The sequence below is a fragment of the Spiroplasma endosymbiont of Diplazon laetatorius genome, from assembly GCF_964019625.1.
Taxonomy (GTDB): Bacteria; Bacillota_I; Bacilli_A; order Mycoplasmatales; family Mycoplasmataceae; genus Spiroplasma_A.
The window spans coordinates 47,847-67,071 of the sequence record NZ_OZ026458.1; the positions used below are offsets into that span (position 1 = coordinate 47,847).

The 19,225-nt window shown below is 29.0% G+C and carries 18 protein-coding genes; 16 read left to right on the forward strand and 2 right to left on the reverse strand.

Annotated elements, in window-relative coordinates:
* Positions 1-69: 69 nt before the first annotated feature.
* The 11 genes from rpiB to AACL10_RS00280 all read left to right on the forward strand — a co-directional run bounded on the left by rpiB (position 70) and on the right by AACL10_RS00280 (position 7,992).
* On the forward strand, positions 70-495 hold the full coding sequence (rpiB, locus tag AACL10_RS00235; RefSeq protein ID WP_338985187.1) for a ribose 5-phosphate isomerase B: 426 nt from the start codon (positions 70-72) through the stop codon (positions 493-495).
* 11 nt (positions 496-506) lie between these two features.
* On the forward strand, positions 507-1,130 hold the full coding sequence (gene upp, locus AACL10_RS00240; RefSeq protein WP_338985188.1) for a uracil phosphoribosyltransferase: 624 nt from the start codon (positions 507-509) through the stop codon (positions 1,128-1,130).
* A gap of 106 nt (positions 1,131-1,236) precedes the next feature.
* Positions 1,237-1,593, forward strand: a complete 357-nt coding sequence (locus AACL10_RS04755; protein ID WP_422398129.1) for an MG406 family protein — start codon at positions 1,237-1,239, stop codon at positions 1,591-1,593.
* 40 nt (positions 1,594-1,633) lie between these two features.
* Positions 1,634-2,407, forward strand: a complete 774-nt coding sequence (locus AACL10_RS00245) for a F0F1 ATP synthase subunit A (protein WP_338985190.1) — start codon at positions 1,634-1,636, stop codon at positions 2,405-2,407.
* A 108-nt stretch (positions 2,408-2,515) separates the two neighbouring features.
* Positions 2,516-2,776, forward strand: coding sequence for a F0F1 ATP synthase subunit C (locus AACL10_RS00250; protein ID WP_422398152.1), 261 nt, complete (start codon positions 2,516-2,518; stop codon positions 2,774-2,776).
* Between the two features lie 16 nt (positions 2,777-2,792).
* On the forward strand, positions 2,793-3,308 hold the full coding sequence (atpF, locus tag AACL10_RS00255; protein ID WP_338985194.1) for a F0F1 ATP synthase subunit B: 516 nt from the start codon (positions 2,793-2,795) through the stop codon (positions 3,306-3,308).
* Between the two features lie 4 nt (positions 3,309-3,312).
* Positions 3,313-3,858 carry a F0F1 ATP synthase subunit delta gene (locus AACL10_RS00260; protein WP_338985196.1) on the forward strand — a complete coding sequence of 182 codons (546 nt, stop codon included), beginning with the start codon at positions 3,313-3,315 and terminating at the stop codon, positions 3,856-3,858.
* A 10-nt stretch (positions 3,859-3,868) separates the two neighbouring features.
* The gene (gene atpA, locus AACL10_RS00265) at positions 3,869-5,443 is read left to right on the forward strand and encodes a F0F1 ATP synthase subunit alpha (protein WP_338985198.1); all 1,575 of its coding nucleotides are present in this window, start codon (positions 3,869-3,871) and stop codon (positions 5,441-5,443) included.
* A gap of 1 nt (position 5,444) precedes the next feature.
* Positions 5,445-6,296 (forward strand): ATP synthase F1 subunit gamma, encoded by an 852-nt coding sequence (gene atpG, locus AACL10_RS00270; protein ID WP_338985200.1) that lies wholly within the window; start codon positions 5,445-5,447, stop codon positions 6,294-6,296.
* A gap of 11 nt (positions 6,297-6,307) precedes the next feature.
* Positions 6,308-7,705: a F0F1 ATP synthase subunit beta gene (atpD, locus tag AACL10_RS00275; protein ID WP_338985201.1), complete on the forward strand. Its 1,398-nt coding sequence runs from the start codon at positions 6,308-6,310 to the stop codon at positions 7,703-7,705.
* A complete protein-coding gene (locus tag AACL10_RS00280; RefSeq protein WP_338985203.1) occupies positions 7,705-7,992 on the forward strand; it encodes a F0F1 ATP synthase subunit epsilon in 288 nt (95 codons plus the stop codon). Before atpD ends, AACL10_RS00280 begins: the two co-directional genes overlap by 1 nt.
* Before the next feature lie 11 nt (positions 7,993-8,003).
* Here AACL10_RS00280 and AACL10_RS00285 read toward each other — a convergent pair whose 3' ends face one another.
* Positions 8,004-8,933 (reverse strand): 5'-3' exonuclease, encoded by a 930-nt coding sequence (locus tag AACL10_RS00285; protein WP_338985205.1) that lies wholly within the window; start codon positions 8,931-8,933, stop codon positions 8,004-8,006.
* A gap of 14 nt (positions 8,934-8,947) precedes the next feature.
* On the reverse strand, positions 8,948-9,544 hold the full coding sequence (locus AACL10_RS00290; RefSeq protein WP_338985206.1) for a YigZ family protein: 597 nt from the start codon (positions 9,542-9,544) through the stop codon (positions 8,948-8,950).
* Positions 9,545-9,645: 101 nt separating this feature from the next.
* Between AACL10_RS00290 and AACL10_RS00295 the strand changes: the two genes are divergently transcribed.
* The 5 genes from AACL10_RS00295 (at position 9,646) to AACL10_RS00315 (ending at position 19,224) form a co-directional block, all read left to right on the forward strand.
* Positions 9,646-10,131 (forward strand): nuclear transport factor 2 family protein, encoded by a 486-nt coding sequence (locus tag AACL10_RS00295; RefSeq protein ID WP_338985208.1) that lies wholly within the window; start codon positions 9,646-9,648, stop codon positions 10,129-10,131.
* Between the two features lie 116 nt (positions 10,132-10,247).
* The gene (secA, locus tag AACL10_RS00300; RefSeq protein ID WP_338985209.1) at positions 10,248-13,151 is read left to right on the forward strand and encodes a preprotein translocase subunit SecA; all 2,904 of its coding nucleotides are present in this window, start codon (positions 10,248-10,250) and stop codon (positions 13,149-13,151) included.
* 145 nt (positions 13,152-13,296) lie between these two features.
* The gene (gene uvrB / locus AACL10_RS00305) at positions 13,297-15,282 is read left to right on the forward strand and encodes an excinuclease ABC subunit UvrB (protein ID WP_338985210.1); all 1,986 of its coding nucleotides are present in this window, start codon (positions 13,297-13,299) and stop codon (positions 15,280-15,282) included.
* A gap of 8 nt (positions 15,283-15,290) precedes the next feature.
* Positions 15,291-18,134, forward strand: a complete 2,844-nt coding sequence (uvrA, locus tag AACL10_RS00310) for an excinuclease ABC subunit UvrA (RefSeq protein ID WP_422398153.1) — start codon at positions 15,291-15,293, stop codon at positions 18,132-18,134.
* Positions 18,127-19,224 (forward strand): bifunctional folylpolyglutamate synthase/dihydrofolate synthase, encoded by a 1,098-nt coding sequence (locus tag AACL10_RS00315; protein ID WP_338985214.1) that lies wholly within the window; start codon positions 18,127-18,129, stop codon positions 19,222-19,224. The genes uvrA and AACL10_RS00315 overlap by 8 nt, the downstream gene beginning before the upstream one ends.
* Position 19,225 lies beyond the last annotated feature (1 nt).

Genomic DNA, 19,225 nt, shown 5'->3' on the forward strand with positions numbered 1-19,225 from the left:
TTATTATTGTGTTTTTAATCTTTTTACCAATAAAATAGTGTATATTATTTTTTAAGGGGGTTCTTAAATTTGAAAATATTTATAGGAAACGACCATGCAGCTGTTGAAATGAAAAATAAAATAGCTGAACATTTAAAAGCACAGGGACACGAAGTTGTTAATATTGGAACTGATTCAAATGATTCAGTTGACTATCCAGACTTTGGAAGAGAAGTTGCACAAAAAGTTGTAGCAGAAAATGCTTTTGGAATAGTAATTTGTGGAAGTGGTATTGGAATATCAATTGCTGCAAATAAAGTTAATGGTGCAAGAGCTGCACTTTGTTATGAAGATCAAACAGCAATGTTGGCAAGAGAACATAACAATGCAAACATCTTGGCATTAGGAGCAAGATTTATTGCAAACGAAAAAGCAATAAGAATTGTAGATATCTTTTTAAACACAAAGTTTGAAGAGAGACATAAAAATAGAGTTGAAAAACTTAACAATCAATAAGGGAGAAAAAAATGGCATTTACAATAATTAAACATCCTCTTATCCTTGATAAATTAACAAGAATGAGAAAAGAAGAAACATCTTCAAAAGACTTTAGAGAAAATCTAAATGAGATCGGACAGTTAATGGTATATGAAATTTTTAGAGATGTACCTTTACAAGAAATCGATATAAAAACACCAGTAGTTGAAACAAAAGGTTACACTGTTGATGTGCCTGTAGTTTTGGTTCCAATCATTAGAGCTGGTTTGGGAATGACTGAAGGAATTCAAAGACTTGTTCCTACTTCAAGAATAGCTCACATAGGATTATACAGAGATGAAGAAACTTTAGAACCAGTTCAATACTTTGCAAAAACAACAAAAGACATAGAATCAAGTTATGTAATAGTTGTTGATCCAATGTTAGCAACTGGAGGAAGTGCTTCAAAAGCTATTGAAATAGCTAAAAGTTGAGGAGCAACACAAATAAAATTCGTTTGTCTTGTTGCTGTTCAAGAAGGGGTGGACAGAATTGTAAAAGATCACCCAGATGTAGATATTTATACAGCAAGTTTAGATCCAATATTAAATGATCATGGATATATTGTTCCTGGTCTTGGTGATGCTGGAGATAGAATATTTGGTACAAAATAGGCACTTTTAGGGTGTCTATTTTTTTATTATGAATATAATTTTCATAGATTTTGATAATTAATAGGAGTATTATTATTTAGATGGAACTTAATAAAGGAGTATTATAATGTTGCTTAAAAACAAAAGAACAATTATATATTTATCCCTTATTTCAATGATTCTAATTTTATTATCAATTCTAACTTTATCAAAAGTTGTGGATTATTCATTTATTACAGGTTATGTATTAGGGTCTTGTTTTTTGCATATTTCTTTTATATTTATGAAACTTGCTACAAAAGATTTGACTAACAACCTAAACCCGTATAACTATGTTTTTTTATCTACTACAAGAATTGGTTTCTACATTGTTCCATTCCTTATAAGTTTTTATTTACACAACATTTTCAGTGTCTATGGAGTATTGATAGCATTTGTAATTAATTGGACTTTTCTAGTTTTTACAAAAATGCTAAGTAAATAAATTTTTATATGGTAACCAAAAAATAAAAAAGGAGGCCTATATGTTCCTTGCTTCAGAAGAAGGTATGTTGGATGTTTGAGATAAAATAACACCCCAACTTTTATCTATTTTGCTAACATGTATCATTATTTGTACGTTTTGTATTGTATACAATGTAAAAATAAGAAACTACAAAGAAGATAAAAAACTAACTGGATTTTTAGTCTTAACAGAAATGTTTATAACAAAAGTTGAAAACATGGTTGTAACTATTATGGGAAAATCTCATAGAAGACTAACTCCATACATAATGTATATATTTATGTACATTATGGTATCTTCGGTTATATCAATTTTAGGTATAGAGCCTTTGACAAGTTCTTATACAGTTACTTTCTCAATGGGGTTTGTAACTTTTATAGGTATATATTATTACGGATTGAGATATCAAAAATTAGCTTTCTTTAAAAGATACTACAATCCAATCGAATTAATTGGACAATTTGTTCCATTAATATCAATTTCATTTAGGTTGTTTGGAAACATTCTTGGAGGAACTATCTTGCTTGGATTGCTTTACGGAAGTATGATTCAACTTGAAGGCCAAATATTTTATCCAAACGGACCAGGAATGGATTGAGAAAATAAATTAAACTACTGATGAGCAGGATTTAACATCTTCACAGTAGTGTCGCTTCCTTGGTTGCACTTATACTTTGACTTATTCGATGGAATGATTCAATCAATAGTATTTGCAATGTTAACATTATCATATTGATCTGGAGCTAAATCTGGTGAAGGTGGTCATGAAGGAAAAGAAAAACTTGAAAGATAGTTTATAAAAAAAGGAGAAAAAAATATGTTTGTAGAAACACTTACAACTTTAACTTTAAACTTTGGTGGTAACTTAATTTCAGCAATGCCACTTTACACTACATTATTTATGTTCTTAGGGGCTTCTAGTGAAAATCCAGAATCAATAGCTATTGGTCTTAAATTGTTGGGAGCTGGTTTAACCGGAATCGGAATGGTTGGAGCATCTGTTGGACAAGGTATGGTAGGATACGGAGCATGTATCGCAATTGGAAGAAATCCAGAAACTGCTCCAAAAATAACTTCAACATTAATTATTACAGCAGGGTTCTGTGAATCTGGTGCTATTTATGCTTTAGTTATAGCAATATTATTAATTTTCGTAGCATAAGAAGGGTGTGAAAAATATGCTTTTAGTAGCAGGAATACCTAACGTTATAGAAAATCTATTTCCTAACTTAGCAAATTTTATCGCTCACGTTTTATCTACAATAGTGATATTAATTTTACTAACAAAATTGGTTTATAAACCATTTAGAGAAATGATTAAAGAACGTAGAAAAAAAATAAATGAACTATTAGATGATGCTGCACACAAGCAAGCTCAAGCTAATAAAAATAACAAAGTAGCTTCTAAATTTTTAGATACTGCAAAAGAAGAATCTAAAGAAATAATCAATTCAGCTAAACTTGAAGCAGATGATCTTAAGTTAGAGATCATTGAGAATGCAAGGATAGAGGCAACAAATATTCAAACTCATGCTAAAAAGGCAATTGATTTTGAAAGAAATGAAATGCAAGAACAGATGAGACAAGAAGTTATTGATCTTGCGTTTGTTGCAGCAGAAAAAATTATGAATGAAAATATTTCTAAAGAAAAAAATGAAAAAATGATTAAAGACTTTATAAATAGTTTGGATTAATTAAATGATAAAACAAACTTTAATTAACAATTGAGCAACTGCTATTTGTGAATTAGCAATAGAAGAAAAAAAAGTTGAATCATTTACTGAAACATTTGAAGATTTAAAAAAAATATTTGAAGAAAATCAAGAAGCAATAGATTATCTTTCTAACAAATTTATTTCTTTAGATAAAAGAATAAAATTTGTAGATGAAGTTTTTAAAAAAGAAATTGATTTATTAATTTTAAATTTTTTAAAATTAATAACAGAAAGAGAAAACTTTTTTTCAATAAATTATATTTTAAAAGCTACAATAAAAAAACTTTGAGAAAGTTTAGAAATTAAAAAAGGAATTATATTTTCTACAATTGAAATTGATAAAAAATCAATTTCAATAATGGAAGAAAAAATTCACAAAAAAATCAACCAAAGAATTAAATTAGAAAATCAAATTGATAATTCTTTAATAGCAGGAATTAGAATTGAAGTTGCTAATAATGTTTTTGACTATTCTTTAAAAGGAAAAGTTGAAGATATGAAAAATAGCATACTAGAAAATAGAAAATAGGGGTGATTACATGCCACTTAAAATAAATGAAATATCAGAAGTTATAAAAAAACAAATAAAAGAATATGGTAAAGAAGTTATTGAATCACAAGAAGGTACTGTTGCAAGTATCGGTGATGGTGTAGCACTTTTATTTGGACTTGATGATGTTATGATGGGTGAACTTTTAATTTTCTCAAACGATATTTATGGAATGGCTCTTAATTTAGAAGATGGAGCTGTTGGTGCTGTTATCATGGGTGATGATTCAAAAATTCGTCAAGGTGATAAAGTAACAAGAACAGGAAAAGTTGTTGAAACACCAGTTGGTGATCAATTACTTGGAAGAGTTTTAAATGGAATCGGACTACCAATTGATGGTAATGGTCCATTAAATAATAAAGACTTTGCTCCGGTTGAAAAAATTGCATCAGGAGTTATGTCTAGAAAATCTGTGAATGAACCAATGGAAACTGGATTACTAGCAATAGATTCAATTATTCCAATTGGAAAAGGACAAAGAGAATTAATTATTGGAGATAGACAAACAGGTAAAACTGCAATTGCAATTGATGCAATAATTAATCAAAAAGGAAAAAATGTTAAATGTGTTTATGTAGCTATTGGTCAAAAAGAATCAACAGTTGCACAAGTTGTTGAAAAATTAAAACAAGCAGGATCAATGGAATATACAACTGTTATTTCTGCTTCAGCTAGTGAGTCAGCTCCAATGCAATACATCTCTCCTTATACTGGAGTTTCAATTGCAGAAGAATGAATGGCAAAAGGTGATGATGTTTTAATTGTGTATGATGATTTATCAAAACACGCAATAGCATACAGAACTTTAGCTTTACTTTTAAGAAGACCACCAGGTCGTGAAGCTTATCCAGGAGATGTATTCTACCTACACTCAAGATTACTTGAAAGAGCAGCTAGAGTAAACGAAAACTATGGAGGAGGAAGTATAACTGCTCTTCCTATTATTGAAACTCAAGCTGGAGATATTTCAGCTTACATTCCAACAAATGTTATTTCAATTACTGATGGACAAATATTTTTATCAGAACAATTATTTAACTCAGGAATAAGACCTGCTGTAGACACTGGTTTATCAGTTTCAAGAGTTGGATCATCAGCTCAAATCAAAGCTGTTAAACAAGTAGCAGGAACTTTAAAATTAGAATTAGCTCAATATTACGAATTACAATCATTTGCAAAATTTGGAAGTGACTTAGACGAAACTACAAAAGAAACTTTAAGTCATGGTCAAAAAATTGTTGAACTTTTAAAACAAAGACAATACAAACCAATATCACAAATTGATCAATCAATAATATTGTTAGCTATAAAAGAAAGATTAATAAAATGGTTACCACTAAACGAAATGGTTAACTTTAAGGAAGCAATAATAAACCATTTCGAAAATGATAATAATGCTAAAGCATTAAGAAAATTATTAGCAACAGAAAAAGAGTTTAGTGATAAACTTTATGCTGATGTTAAATCACAAATTGTATCAATATTAAAAAATATGACTTCAAAAATAAAAGGTTATGAAGCAACTGATTTTGGTAAAGAAGAAGAGTTTAAAAACTTAAAGTAAGATGCCAAATCTTAGTGAATTAAAAACCGAAATAAGTAATATAAAAGATATTGGAAAAATAACAGGGGCAATGGAATTAGTTGCTACTGCTAAGTTAAAAAAAATATCTAAAAGAATGGGAAGCATTCAAACTTACTTATATGAAGTTTATGATGTTTTTAATTATATTATTTCTCACTCAGAGGATTCAATATATTTAAAAAGACCAAATCAGAAACCAGCAAATACTTTATGAATAGTTATTGGATCTAATCTTGGCTTATGTGGAGGTTACAATTCAAATGTTTTTAAAGTGTTGAAACCTTTAATAAATAAAAAAACAGATAGTGTTGTAGCAATTGGTTCAAAAGTAGTTAACTTTTGTAAATCAAATGGTATAGATATAAAAGAAGAATTTACAGATATAGATGTTGATTTTTCAAATGAGCAATCAAGAAAGATGGCTGTTAACTTATTGGATTATTTTATTCAAAAGGAATATGATGAAATAAAAATTGTGTATACAAAATTTATTAACAACGTTACTTTTGAGCCAAAAGTTTTAGACATGTTTCCAATTGAAAAAAAAGAAGATGATTCTGATATTCATCAAGATGTAATATTAGAACCAGATCCAGAAACAGTATTAACAACAAGTGTTTCAATGTATCTAAATACAATTTTATTTGGAACAATAATTGAATCACAAGTTTCAGAACAAGCAAGTAGAAGAATGGCCATGGAAGCTGCAAACAAAAATGGTAAAGAGCTTTCAGAAAACTTAAGTGTTATGTTTAATAGAAAAAGACAAGAAAACATTACACAAGAAATCAGTGAAATCATTGGTGGAGCAAATGCTCAAAACGAAGATTAGAGGTAATAAGTATGACAGAAAAAATTACACAAGGTAAAGTTGTTCAAGTAATGGGTCCTGTTGTGGACGTTAAGTTCAAACAAGAAGACATGCCTAAACTTTACAACACTATAGAATTAGACAACAATGGAACTAAATTAGTTTTAGAAGTTGTTCAACACATTGGTGATGACTTAGTTAGAGCTATTGCTATGGGGCCAACTGAAGGTTTAGTTAGAGGAATTATAGGAACAAATACAGGAAGACCAATCAGTGTTCCTGTTGGAGAAAAGGTTCTTGGAAGAATGTTTAATGTTCTTGGAGATCCAATTGACGACAAACCCGAAGTTGAAGGCGAAAGAATGCCTATCCATAGACTTGCTCCAAGTTATGATGAACTTGCTACTTCTGCTGAAATTTTAGAAACTGGAATTAAAGTTGTTGACTTAATGATGCCATTTGCAAAAGGTGGAAAAATTGGATTATTTGGTGGAGCTGGAGTTGGTAAAACAGTTTTAGTTCAAGAACTAATTAATAACGTTGCCAAGGCTCACGGTGGAATTTCTGTTTTTGCTGGAGTTGGTGAAAGAACAAGAGAAGGTAATGACCTTTACTACGAAATGATAGATGCTGGTGTTATTGATAAAACATCATTAGTGTTTGGACAAATGAACGAACCACCAGGAGCAAGAATGAGAGTTGCTTTAACTGGACTTACAATCGCAGAGTACTTTAGAGATGTAAAAAATCAAGATGTACTATTATTTATTGATAACATCTTTAGATTTACTCAAGCAGGTTCAGAAGTTTCTGCCTTATTAGGAAGAATGCCTTCAGCTGTTGGTTACCAACCAACACTTGCAACAGAAATGGGAGCACTTCAAGAAAGAATTACTTCAACTCAAAAAGGATCAATTACATCTGTTCAAGCAGTTTATGTTCCAGCTGATGACTTAACTGACCCAGCTCCTGCAACAACATTTGCTCACCTAGATGCGCGTGTTGTTTTAGATAGAACTATTGCTTCATTAGGAATTTATCCTGCAATTGACCCATTAAATTCAAGTTCAAGAATGTTAGATCCACAAATTGTTGGAGAAAACCATTATCAAATAGCTTTAAAAGTTCAAGAAACTTTACAAAAGTATAAAGAGTTACAATCAATTATTGCTATTCTTGGTATGGAAGAACTTTCAGAAGAAGACAAAATAGTTGTTAATAGAGCTAGAAAAATAAGAAACTTTATGTCACAACCATTTACTGTTGGAGAAAAATTTACTGGAAGAAGTGGAAAATACGTTCCAGTAGCAGATACAATAAGTTCATTTGATGCAATTTTAAAAGGTGATTTAGATCACATTCCAGAAGTTTTATTCATGTATGCAGGTTCTGTTCAAGAAGTTATTGAAAGATTTAATACTAAAAAATAATGGAATTAACTAAACTTAAAATAATTACGCCTGATGGAATATACATAGATGATTTAAAAGTTGAATCTGTAAGTGTTAGAACTGCAGATGGACAAGTAACTATATATTCAAATCACTCACCAATAGTTTCAACATTATTGATAGGTGATATGAAATATGAAGTTAATGGAACTGTAAAGTATATTCACTTACACAGAGGAATTTTACAAGTTTCTAAAGAACAAGTTAAGATATTAACTCAAAGATTATATGAAGTTGACGAAAAAGGTCAAAGATTAAAAAAATAAGAAAAGCAGAACTAAGAATTTAATTCTTGTTCTGCTTTTCTTTTTTCTCTATAAGCTAATTGTTTTTGAACTTTATCTTCTATCATTTTAGTAAAGGCTCACATTTTTTCTCTTTTTAAGAACCCCATGAATCTAACATAGTTTATTCTAAGTGGTTTAAAGTTAACTCTACCTATTTCAACGTTTTTTAGTATTCTTGCAATTTGTTTGTTCATTAAAACTTGTTCTTTACATTGCTCAAGTTTTTTTCTTTGTTCTTCTGGAAAGTCATTAATATTTTTATATACATTTTCAACACAACCATATTTAGAAATAAGTTTTGTAGCAGTATTATAATGCATACCTCTTACACCTTTAATGTTGTCTGATTGATCTCCAAGTAAAGATTTTATATCTGGTATTTGACATGGTTTACATCCAAATTTTTCAAATACTTCTTTTGCTGTTATTATTTCTTGCTTGCATTTTTTTGATTGTTGAGAAACGATTCTAACATCATCTGATACAAGTTGATATGTATCTTTATCATTTGAAACAATATCAACTTGATAACCTAACTTAACAGCTATTCTTGAAATAGTTCCCATTATGTCGTCGCCTTCAAATTTCACTTTTTCATATCAAGGAATGTTTGCTGAAGTTAAGAAGTCTCTAACTAATTGCATTTGAGGAATTAAATCAGAAGGTGTTTCTTTTCTTGTTGCTTTATAATCGGGATATATTTCTCTTCTTCAACATTCTTTACCAACATCAAAAGTAACTATTACGGTGTGGTACTCATTTGATTGTACCAATTGAAAAATGTTTGCTACAAATACATAGACAGCATTTATCAAAACACCATCTCTGTTCATTGCTACTTTTTTTCTTTTTAAACTACCATAATAACCTTTATGAAGAAGGTGATATCCATCTATGATTACCACTTTTTTCTTATCCATTGTTGTTCTCCTTTTTAGTAATACCCTTGTTCTTTTTTTGTAATCTCTATTTTATTTTTTATTGGATCTAATTTTAAAATATCATCCATTTTAAAGTTGGCATAAACAAAGTCGTTTTCATATTCATAAATAATTTCACTAGCTATATTGTTTAAAAACAAAGTTATGCTTTTAATATCAAAAATTTTAAAACTGATCTTTACATTGAAAAGAAACTCTAATTGTTTAAAGTTTAGGTTATCAATAAGTTCAATTGCTGAATGACTATAAGCCTTTTGCAACCCTCCAGTTCCTAACTTTATTCCGCCATAATATCTTTTAACAAAGATAATTATATTTGTAAGGTTATTGATTTCAATTAACTTTAATAATGGTTCTCCAGCTGTTCCGTTAGGTTCTCCATCATTGTTATAGCCATAAGTTAATTTCTCATCACCGTATCTATAAGCGAAACAATTGTGAGTAGCGTTCTTATCTTGATTTTCTTTTATAAACTTCTCTAAGTCTTCTTTGTTTTTTATTTTTGAAATATAGGTAATGAATTTTGATTTCTTTATTGTATATTCATGTTCTACAATCTTTTCGTCGTTTAATATTTTTAAAAATATCATAACTTTTACCACTTATTATTCTACCTTTTAATAAGCAAAAATATCATATTATTTGATTTATTCTTATAAAAGTGTTATCCTTTTCCAAAGGAGCACAAAGCATGCAAGATAAAAAAGTTATATCTGATTTTTATGAAGCCTTTAAACAAGGTGATTCAAATAAAATGGTGAGTTTATATTCTCCAAAAGTTACATTTCAAGATCCAACATTTGGGGAACTAAATGCAGAAGAAGCTAGATTCATGTGAATAATGTTGGTTTCTACAAGAGCCGATTCAAAATTTGAAGTTAACTATACTGTTGAAGAAAAAAACGGAAAAATAGTTGTTGTTTGAAAAGCTACATATTTATTTGGACCTAAAAAAAGAAAAGTTGTAAACATTGTAACTTCTAAAATGGAAACTGAAGATGGTTTAATAGTTAAACATGTAGATAGTTTTAATTTTAAAAGATGAGCAAAACAAGCAGTTGGTTTCTCAGGTGCATTATTTGGTAATGCAACTTGATTTAGAAAAAAAGTAAAAGATGGAGCCAAAGGCAAACTAAAAATGTTTATGGATCACGTTAAAAGTCAACAAAACAGATAAAACCTTTATTTAAAGGTTTTTTTATTTTTAAATATTGGCCTGACACCTTTATATTTGGGCTTAATCATTGTATAATCATTAAGATTTTTGACTTAATAAAGAAGGAGTAGTTTTTAATGGCAAGAGATAAAGCGATAATTAAAAAACACGGTAAAACAGCCGATGAAATTATCTCACTAGAATCAGTGTATGAAAAATTAAGTGATTCAGAACTATCAAACAAAACACAAGAATTTAAAGAAAGATTAGAAAAAGGCGAAACTTTAGATGATCTTTTAGTTGAAGCGTTTGCGGTGGTTAGAGAAGCTGCCTATAGAGTTCTTAAAATGAGAGCTTATAGAGTTCAACTTATTGGAGCAATTATTTTACATGAAGGTGATATAGCAGAAATGAGAACTGGTGAAGGTAAAACCTTAACAGGTCTTTTTCCTGCATACTTAAATGCCTTATCTGGTCTTGGTGTTCATGTTGTTACAGTTAACGAATATCTTTCACAAAGGGATAGCGAAATAAACGGACAAGTTTATAATATGCTAGGTTTAACGGTTGGTTTAAATGGTAGAGATCTTTCAAAAGATCAAAAGAGAAATGCATATGCACAAGATATAACATATACAACAAACTCTGAATTAGGTTTTGACTACCTAAGAGATAATATGGTATATCGTTTAGAACAAAAAGTGCAAAGAAAACTTAACTTTGCAATTATCGATGAGGCCGACTCAATTCTTATCGATGAGGCAAGAACTCCACTTATAATTTCTGGAGGAAGCCAAAACAGAATTAATTTATACAAAGCTGCAGATGGTTTTGCAAAAACACTAGATCAAAACACTGATATTGAAATGGATTTAGAATCAAAACAAGTCTATCTTACTGATTCAGGAATTAAAAAAGCTCACTCATTTTTTAGTATAGAAAACTTATTTGATTTTAGAAACACAGAGTTATTTCACTTAATTATGAATGCCTTAAAAGCTTTATTCACATTTAAATTAGAAGTTGAATATACAGTTCAAGATAATGAAATAATTTTAATTGATCAATTTACTGGTAGAACAATGCCTGGTAGAGCTTATAGTGATGGTTTACAACAAGCTTTACAAGCAAAAGAAGGTGTAGAAATAGAAGAAGAAACTACAACTTTAGCTACTATTACTTACCAAAATTTCTACAGACTTTATAATAAACTTTCTGGTATGACAGGAACTGCAAAAACAGAAGAAGAAGAATTCTTGAAAATTTATAATACAAGAGTTATAGTTTGTCCTACAAACAAACCAATTATAAGAGTTGATGAACCGGATTTAACATTTGGAACTACAAATGCCAAACTAAAACATTTAGTTAGAGATTTAGAAGAAGTAATTCAATCTGGAAGACCTGTTCTTATTGGTACAACATCAGTTGAATCATCAGAGCAAGTTTCAAGATATCTTGAAAAAGCTGGTATGAAGTTTGAAATGATTAATGCTAAGAATCACCATAGAGAAGCAGAGATAGTTGAAAAAGCTGGACAAGTTGGATCAATAACATTGGCTACAAACATGGCTGGTCGTGGAACTGACATTAAATTATCACAAGAAGCAAAAGACAATGGTGGATTATTTGTTATGGGTATAGAACGTAACGAAGCAAGACGTATTGATAACCAATTACGTGGTAGAGCTGGAAGACAAGGTGACCCAGGAAGTTCAAGATTTTATATTTCTATGGATGATGAACTTATGGTGCGTTTCTCATCTCCAAAACTAAGACAAATGTTTTTAAAACTTGGAGATGATCACATTAAATCTAAAATGTTTACTAGAGCAATTACTAATGCTCAAAAAAAATTAGAAGGTTTAAACTTTGATCAACGTAAAAATGTTCTTGACTATGACAACATTCTATCTCAACAACGTGAAGCTATTTATGCACAAAGGGATTCTATATTAGAACAAGAAACTTTAAAGGTTGTTCTATCAAGATTCCAATACACAATAGCATACGAAATGGTGGAAAGAAATTCTGAACTTGTTAGAGGTGAAAGAACAATAAATATAAATTCACTTATACAAGAAATTGATGGTAAATTTGTTTTAGAAAATTCTCTTACAGAAAAAGATTTTGTTGGTCTTGAAAAACAAGACATAGCAAAAAAAATATCTGAAAAAATGATGGAACTTTATATTGCTAAAACTAGCGCTGTCCCTCAAGAAGTTATTTCAGAAATGGAAAGAAGAACTATTCTTCAAAGTTTAGATCATCATTGACAAAAACATATTAACTTAACTCAAAAATTAAGAAGTGGTATTTATTTACAACAATACGCACAAAACAATCCACTTCATGAATATGTAGAGGAATCAGCTAAATTATTTAATAAGATGAAAATTATGATTGCTGAAGAAACAATTGTAAAATTAAATGGTTCATTTGTAAGTGAAATGAATTCTAACAAAGAAGAAATTCAATTTACACAACCAGAACCTAAAACAGTTAACATAAGTGATAAAGATATAGATCAAATCTTAGAGGAATGAAAAATACCTAAAGAAAAATTTGCAAGAGTTAATGTTGAAAAAAGATTCAAAGAACTTAAAGATGAGTTCAAAGATAACAAACAAGAAATTGAAAAACTTGATTTCCAATTTGCTGTTCTTGATGGATTAATGAAAAAATTAGATGAAATGTTTGCTCAACAAAGTAAACAAGCATCTGAGTTATCTTTTGAAGCTATTGAAAAAATAGTTTCAAAATTCAAACTTGAAAAAATATTCAATAGAGAACAAGTTAAAGAAGGTTTTGATAACCTTATGAAAGCAGCTAAAAGCGAAGAAGAAAAAACAACTTTATTAATTGAAACTCAAATACTTATGGCATTGGCAACTCAATTTGAAGCTAAACAAAAAGAATTCGCAGTTACTGATGAAGATGGAAATGTAAAAAAAGTTTTCAAAACTAATCCCGATGGTTCTATTTCAGAAGATGATATAGAAGATACAGAACAAGTACAAACAAAGACAAAATTAGGATAGTAAAAATATTTTCTAATTTTAATTAAAAACAAAGAACAAGAATTAATTCTTGTTTTTTTTATAGAACTATGTAAAATATTGCTAGTACATAACATCTCTAGGGGCAAAGTCCTAGATTTTTTAAGTATTATAGTGGAGGTGTTGTATGGAAAATAAAAATATGAAATTCGACTTGGTCACTGAATATAAACCAGGCGGTGATCAGCCACAAGCAATTAACAAATTAATTGATGGTTTAAAAAATGATGTTAAACACCAAGTGCTTATGGGTGCCACAGGAACTGGTAAAACTTTTACTATGGCAAATGTTATAAAAGAAATTAATAAACCAACTTTGGTTTTAGCGCACAACAAAACTCTTGCGATGCAACTTTATATAGAGTTAAAGGAATTATTCCCGAACAATAGAGTTGAATATTATGTTTCAAACTTTGATTTCTATCAACCAGAAGCATATATTCCTTCAAGGGATTTATATATAGATAAAGACGCTAAAAGAAATAATGATTTAGAAATGATGAGATTAAGTGCAATGAATGCACTTATGATAAGAAAAGATACAATAGTTGTTGCTTCTGTTGCTTGTATTTATGCAACTCAAGATCCAAAAGAATATGGAGATGTATTTTTTGAACTACAAGTAGGACAAGTATTGTCAAAAAAAGACTTACTAACTTTTTTAGTTCAAACAGGTTATACAAGAGACGAAACTGATTTGGCTATGGGTTACTTTAGTGCAAAAGGTGATGTAATAAGAATTGCACCAAGTTGAACTGATAAGTATCACATAAGAATATCTATGTTTGGAGATGAAATAGAATCAATTGAAATGATTGATATATTAAACAATACAGTTTTAGAAAAACTAAGAATGTTTACAGTTTATCCAGCAGCAGCTTATGTAACTAACTTTGATAAAATGAAATTAGTTGTCGAAAATATTGGAAAAGAATTAGAGCAAAGAGTTCAATGATTCCAAGATCAAAAAAAATTTATTGAAGCAGACAGACTTTTAAAAAGAACAAAATATGATATGGAAACAATGAGTGAATTTGGAATATGTAGTGGTATAGAAAACTATTCTCCTCATTTAGACTTTAGAGCTCCAGGAATTCCTCCATTTACTTTGATAGATTATTTTGGAGATGACTTTTTAACTATTATAGATGAGTCTCACATGATGATACCTCAACTTAATGCTATGTATAATACTGACAGAAGTAGAAAAGAAACTTTGATTGAACATGGTTTTAGATTACCAAGTGCTATTGATAATAGACCATTGAAGTTTGAAGAGTTTGCAGGCAAATTAAAAAATGTAATTTATACTTCTGCAACACCAGGACCTTACGAATTAGAGTTAACAGATAATAAGGTTGTTGAACAAATTATTAGACCAACAGGTCTTGTTGATCCACAAATTGAAATTCGCTCTACTGTAAATCAAATGAATGACATAGTTGATGAAATAAATAAAGTTGTTGAAAAAGGACAAAAAGTTTTTATCACTGCTATCACAATAAGAATATCAGAAGACATAACAACATATTTACAATCAAGAAATTTAAAAGTAGCATACCTTCACTCTGAATTAAAAACTTTAGAGAGAAATCAAGTGCTAACAGATTTAAGAAGAGGAGTTTATGATGTTATAGTTGGAGTTAACTTGTTAAGAGAAGGTTTAGATATTCCTGAAGTGAGTTTGGTTTGTATCTTAGATGCTGACAAACAAGGTTTCTTAAGAAACACTAGAAGTTTAATACAAACAATAGGTAGAGCTGCAAGAAACTCTGAAGGTAGAGTTATATTTTATGCAGACTCAACTTCTCAAGCAATGAAAGAAGCCATTGAAGAAACTGATAGAAGAAGAAATATACAAGAAGAATACAATAGGGTTCATGGAATAACTCCAAAAACTATTATTAAAAAAATTACTGATGTTATTTCTGATTATAATATTAGAAATAAAGTTGAAGAATTAAAATCATTAAAGAAAAAAGAAAAAGAAAAGAAAAAAGAAGACTTGATTTCTGATTTAAGAAAGCAAATGTTAACTGCAGCCAAAGAACAAAATTATGAGAAGGCAGCTGAACTTAGAGATCTTATTTTAGAATTGCAAGCAGAAAGTTAGAAGGTATTATTATGAATAAAAAAATAATTGTTAAAGGTGCTAGAGAACATAATTTAAAAAATATTGATATTGAAATTCCTAAAGAAAAACTTGTAGTTTTCACTGGACTTTCTGGAAGTGGTAAATCTTCTTTGGCTTTTAATACAATCTATGCAGAAGGAGAGAGAAGATATATAGAATCTCTTTCTTCTTTTTCTAGACAATTTTTAAAATCAGTAGAGAAACCTGATGTAGATGAAATCGAAGGTCTTAGTCCTGCAATTTCTATTGATCAAAAAACAACAAGTCACAATCCAAGATCAACAGTTGGAACTACAACAGAAATACATGATCACCTAAGATTATTATTTGCAAATATTGGAACTCCATTTTGTATAAATGGTCACGGTCCAATTAAAACTTCTTCACTAAAAGAAATAATTGAAACTATAAAAAAAGAAACAAAAGAAGAAGATCAAATATTTATTTTAGCTCCTGTTGTTAGAGATAAAAAAGGAACACACAAAGATTTATTATCTAAATTAAAAAAAGAAAACTTTTTAAGAGTACAAATTAATGGAGAAGTAAAAAGTCTAGAAGAAGAAATTGAATTAGAACAAAACAAAAGACATAATATTGATATAGTTGTTGATAGACTTATTTATAAATTAGAGGATGAAGATTTACAATCAAGAATTTATTCTGCTATTGAAGTTGGTCTTGGTTATTCAAATGGTCTAATAAAAATTCATTATCCAAAAAGAAATGATGAAACAAAATTATTCTCAACCAAATACTCATGTAGTGAATGTGGTTTTTCAATACCAAATCTAGAAGCTAATCTATTTTCATTTAACAAAAAAAATGGAGCATGTGAAACTTGTTCAGGGCTTGGAGTTAACTTAGAAGCTGACCCTGGACTTATAATCCCAGACTCAACACTTTCAATAAGAGAAGGTGGTATTTTATATTATAAAAATATTGTAGACACTACAAATATAGAATGACAAAGATTTAAATTATTATGTGATTATTATTTAATAGACTTAAATGTGCAAATAAATAAATTAAGTGAAAAACAAATTAATGTAATTCTTTATGGGAGTGAAGAACCAATCGAAACTAAAATTACAACTGTTAGTGGAAATGTTTTAAGAGCTTTTGATTATATAGAAGGTATAGCAACCTTGATTGAAAGAAAATATATTGAAACAAAATCTGAAGAGAACAGAAAGTATTACGGAAAATACATGATGTCAAAAGTATGTAAGACTTGTGATGGAAAAAGATTAAATGATATTGCACTTAGTGTAAAAATAAATGGATTATCAATTGCAGACTTTGTAGAAATGACAATTAAAGAAGAATTAACTTTCTTACTAAATTTAAATTTAACAGAGCAACAAGAAAAAATTGCAAGCTTAGTTTTAAATCAATTACTTTCAAGAATAAGTTTTTTAAATGAAGTTGGTTTAAATTATCTAACTCTTTCAAGAAGTGCAACAACTCTTTCTGGAGGAGAAGCACAAAGAATTAGATTGGCAAAACAATTAGGTTCAAAACTTTCTGGAGTGCTTTATGTTTTAGATGAACCTTCAATTGGTTTACATCAAAGAGATAACGACAAACTGATTTCTACTTTAAAAAAATTAAGAGACTTAGGAAATACTTTAATAGTTGTTGAACATGATGAAGATACAATGAAAGCTTCAGATTGAATTGTTGATATTGGTCCTGGTGCTGGAGTTGATGGTGGAAATATTACAGCCCAAGGTACTTACGAAGAAATTTGTAAAAACCCAAACTCACTAACTGGTAAATATTTATCAAAACAATTATCTATACCAACTCCAAAAAAACGTAGAGGTGGTAATGGTTTAAAAATAGAAATCAAAGGCGCTACAGAAAATAATTTAAAAAATATTGATGTAACACTTCCTTTGGGTAAATTTATTTCTGTTACTGGAGTTAGTGGTAGTGGTAAATCAACTTTAGTTGAAGAAGTTATTTATAAAGGTTTAAGAAAAGAATTAAACAAAGAATTAATTCGTCCAGGTAAATATAAATCTATGAAGGGTTGAGAAAATGTAGATAAAATTATTTATGTTTCTCAAGATCCTATTGGAAAAACACCAAGATCAAATCCTGCTACATATACTTCTGTATTTGATGACATAAGAGATCTTTATACTGAAATACCAGAATCAAAAATAAGAGGATACAAAAAAGGAAGATTTAGTTTTAATGTTCCTGGTGGAAGATGTGATGCTTGTTGAGGTGATGGTGTAGTAAGAGTTGATATGCAATTTTTAGGTTATGTAGAAGTTGTTTGTGAAATTTGTGATGGTAAAAGATATAATGAAGAAACTCTACAAATAAAATATAGAGGAAAAAATATTTGAGATGTATTAAGCATGACTGTCCAAGAAGCTCATGATTTCTTTGAAAACATTCCTAAGATAAGAGAAAAACTAGAAACTATTTTAGCTGTAGGTCTTGGTTACATTAAGTTGGGTCAAAATGCTACAACTCTTTCTGGAGGAGAAGCGCAGAGAGTTAAACTTTCAACATTTTTACTAAAAAAACAAACAGGTAAAACTTTATTCTTATTAGATGAACCAACAACCGGTTTACACATTGATGATGTTAAAAGATTAATTGATGTGTTAAACATTTTAGTAGATCAAGGTAATACTGTTTTAACAATTGAACATAATTTAGATTTTATAAAAGTTTCAGATTATGTAATAGACTTAGGTCCTGAAGGTGGAAGTGGAGGAGGAACAATCCTAGCTACTGGTACACCAGAACAAATAATTGAAAACAAAGATAGCTTCACAGCGAAATATTTAAAGGAGTACTTGAATGATTAGTGTAGAGGAAAATTTAATACCGTCTGAAATAATCTTCAAAAAAAATTATAATCTTCAAAAACTATTAAAGGATTTGGGTAATCCACAAAATAAGTTTAAGGTAATAAATGTCGTTGGAACAAACGGTAAGGGTTCAACTTCACAATTTATTTATAGTGGATTAAAAACAAAATTCTCACGAGTAGGATTATTTACATCTCCAGCATTTTTAAATCAAAATGAAAGAATACAATTTAACAACAATGTTATTTCAGATGAAGATTTAAAGAGATTGCTTTCAGAAAATAATGAAGTCATTAAAAAATATCAATTAACATTTTTCGAAATTTGAACACTTTTATCTATACTTTATTTTAATAAGCAAAATGTTGAAGTTGCAGTTATTGAAGCTGGTATAGGTGGGGTTAAAGATTCTACTAATGTTTTTGAAAATCAACTTGCAGTTTGTGTTACATCTTTAGGTTTAGATCACCAAGAAGTTTTAGGATTAAGCATAGAGGAAATAATATTTCAAAAAATTTCTATAGCTAAAAAAGACGTGAGAATATTTATTAGTGCAGACAATTTAAAATATAATAAAACAATAAAAAGAGTTAATAAAAATGAAAAAGTTTATACAAGAATAATTGAAGACCCAGTGTATTATCAAACTTTTAACAAAGGTTTGGCACAAGAAGTTTTGGAATATCTTGGAATACCATTTTATGATTTTCATATATCACCACTAGGGCGATATAGTGTTTTAAGAAAAGAACCTTTATTTATTTTAGATGGTTGTCATAACTATGATGGTGCTTTAAAACTTTGTAAACAAATTAAAAATGAAAAGGAATTAATAATACTATTTGGTTCAAGTGAAGGAAAAGATCAATTGAAAATGCTTCATCTTTTTAAAAAAATGAAAAGAAAAGTATTCATTACAGAGTTTGATCACAAAAAATCTTGAACTATAGATAATGAAAAGTTTTCTGAATTTGAAATAGTAAAAGATTGAAAAGTGTTTTTAGAAAATAATAAAGAAAAAAATATACTGGTGTGTGGAAGTTTATATTTTGTTCCACTTGTATACCAATGATTTAAAGGAGAATAAC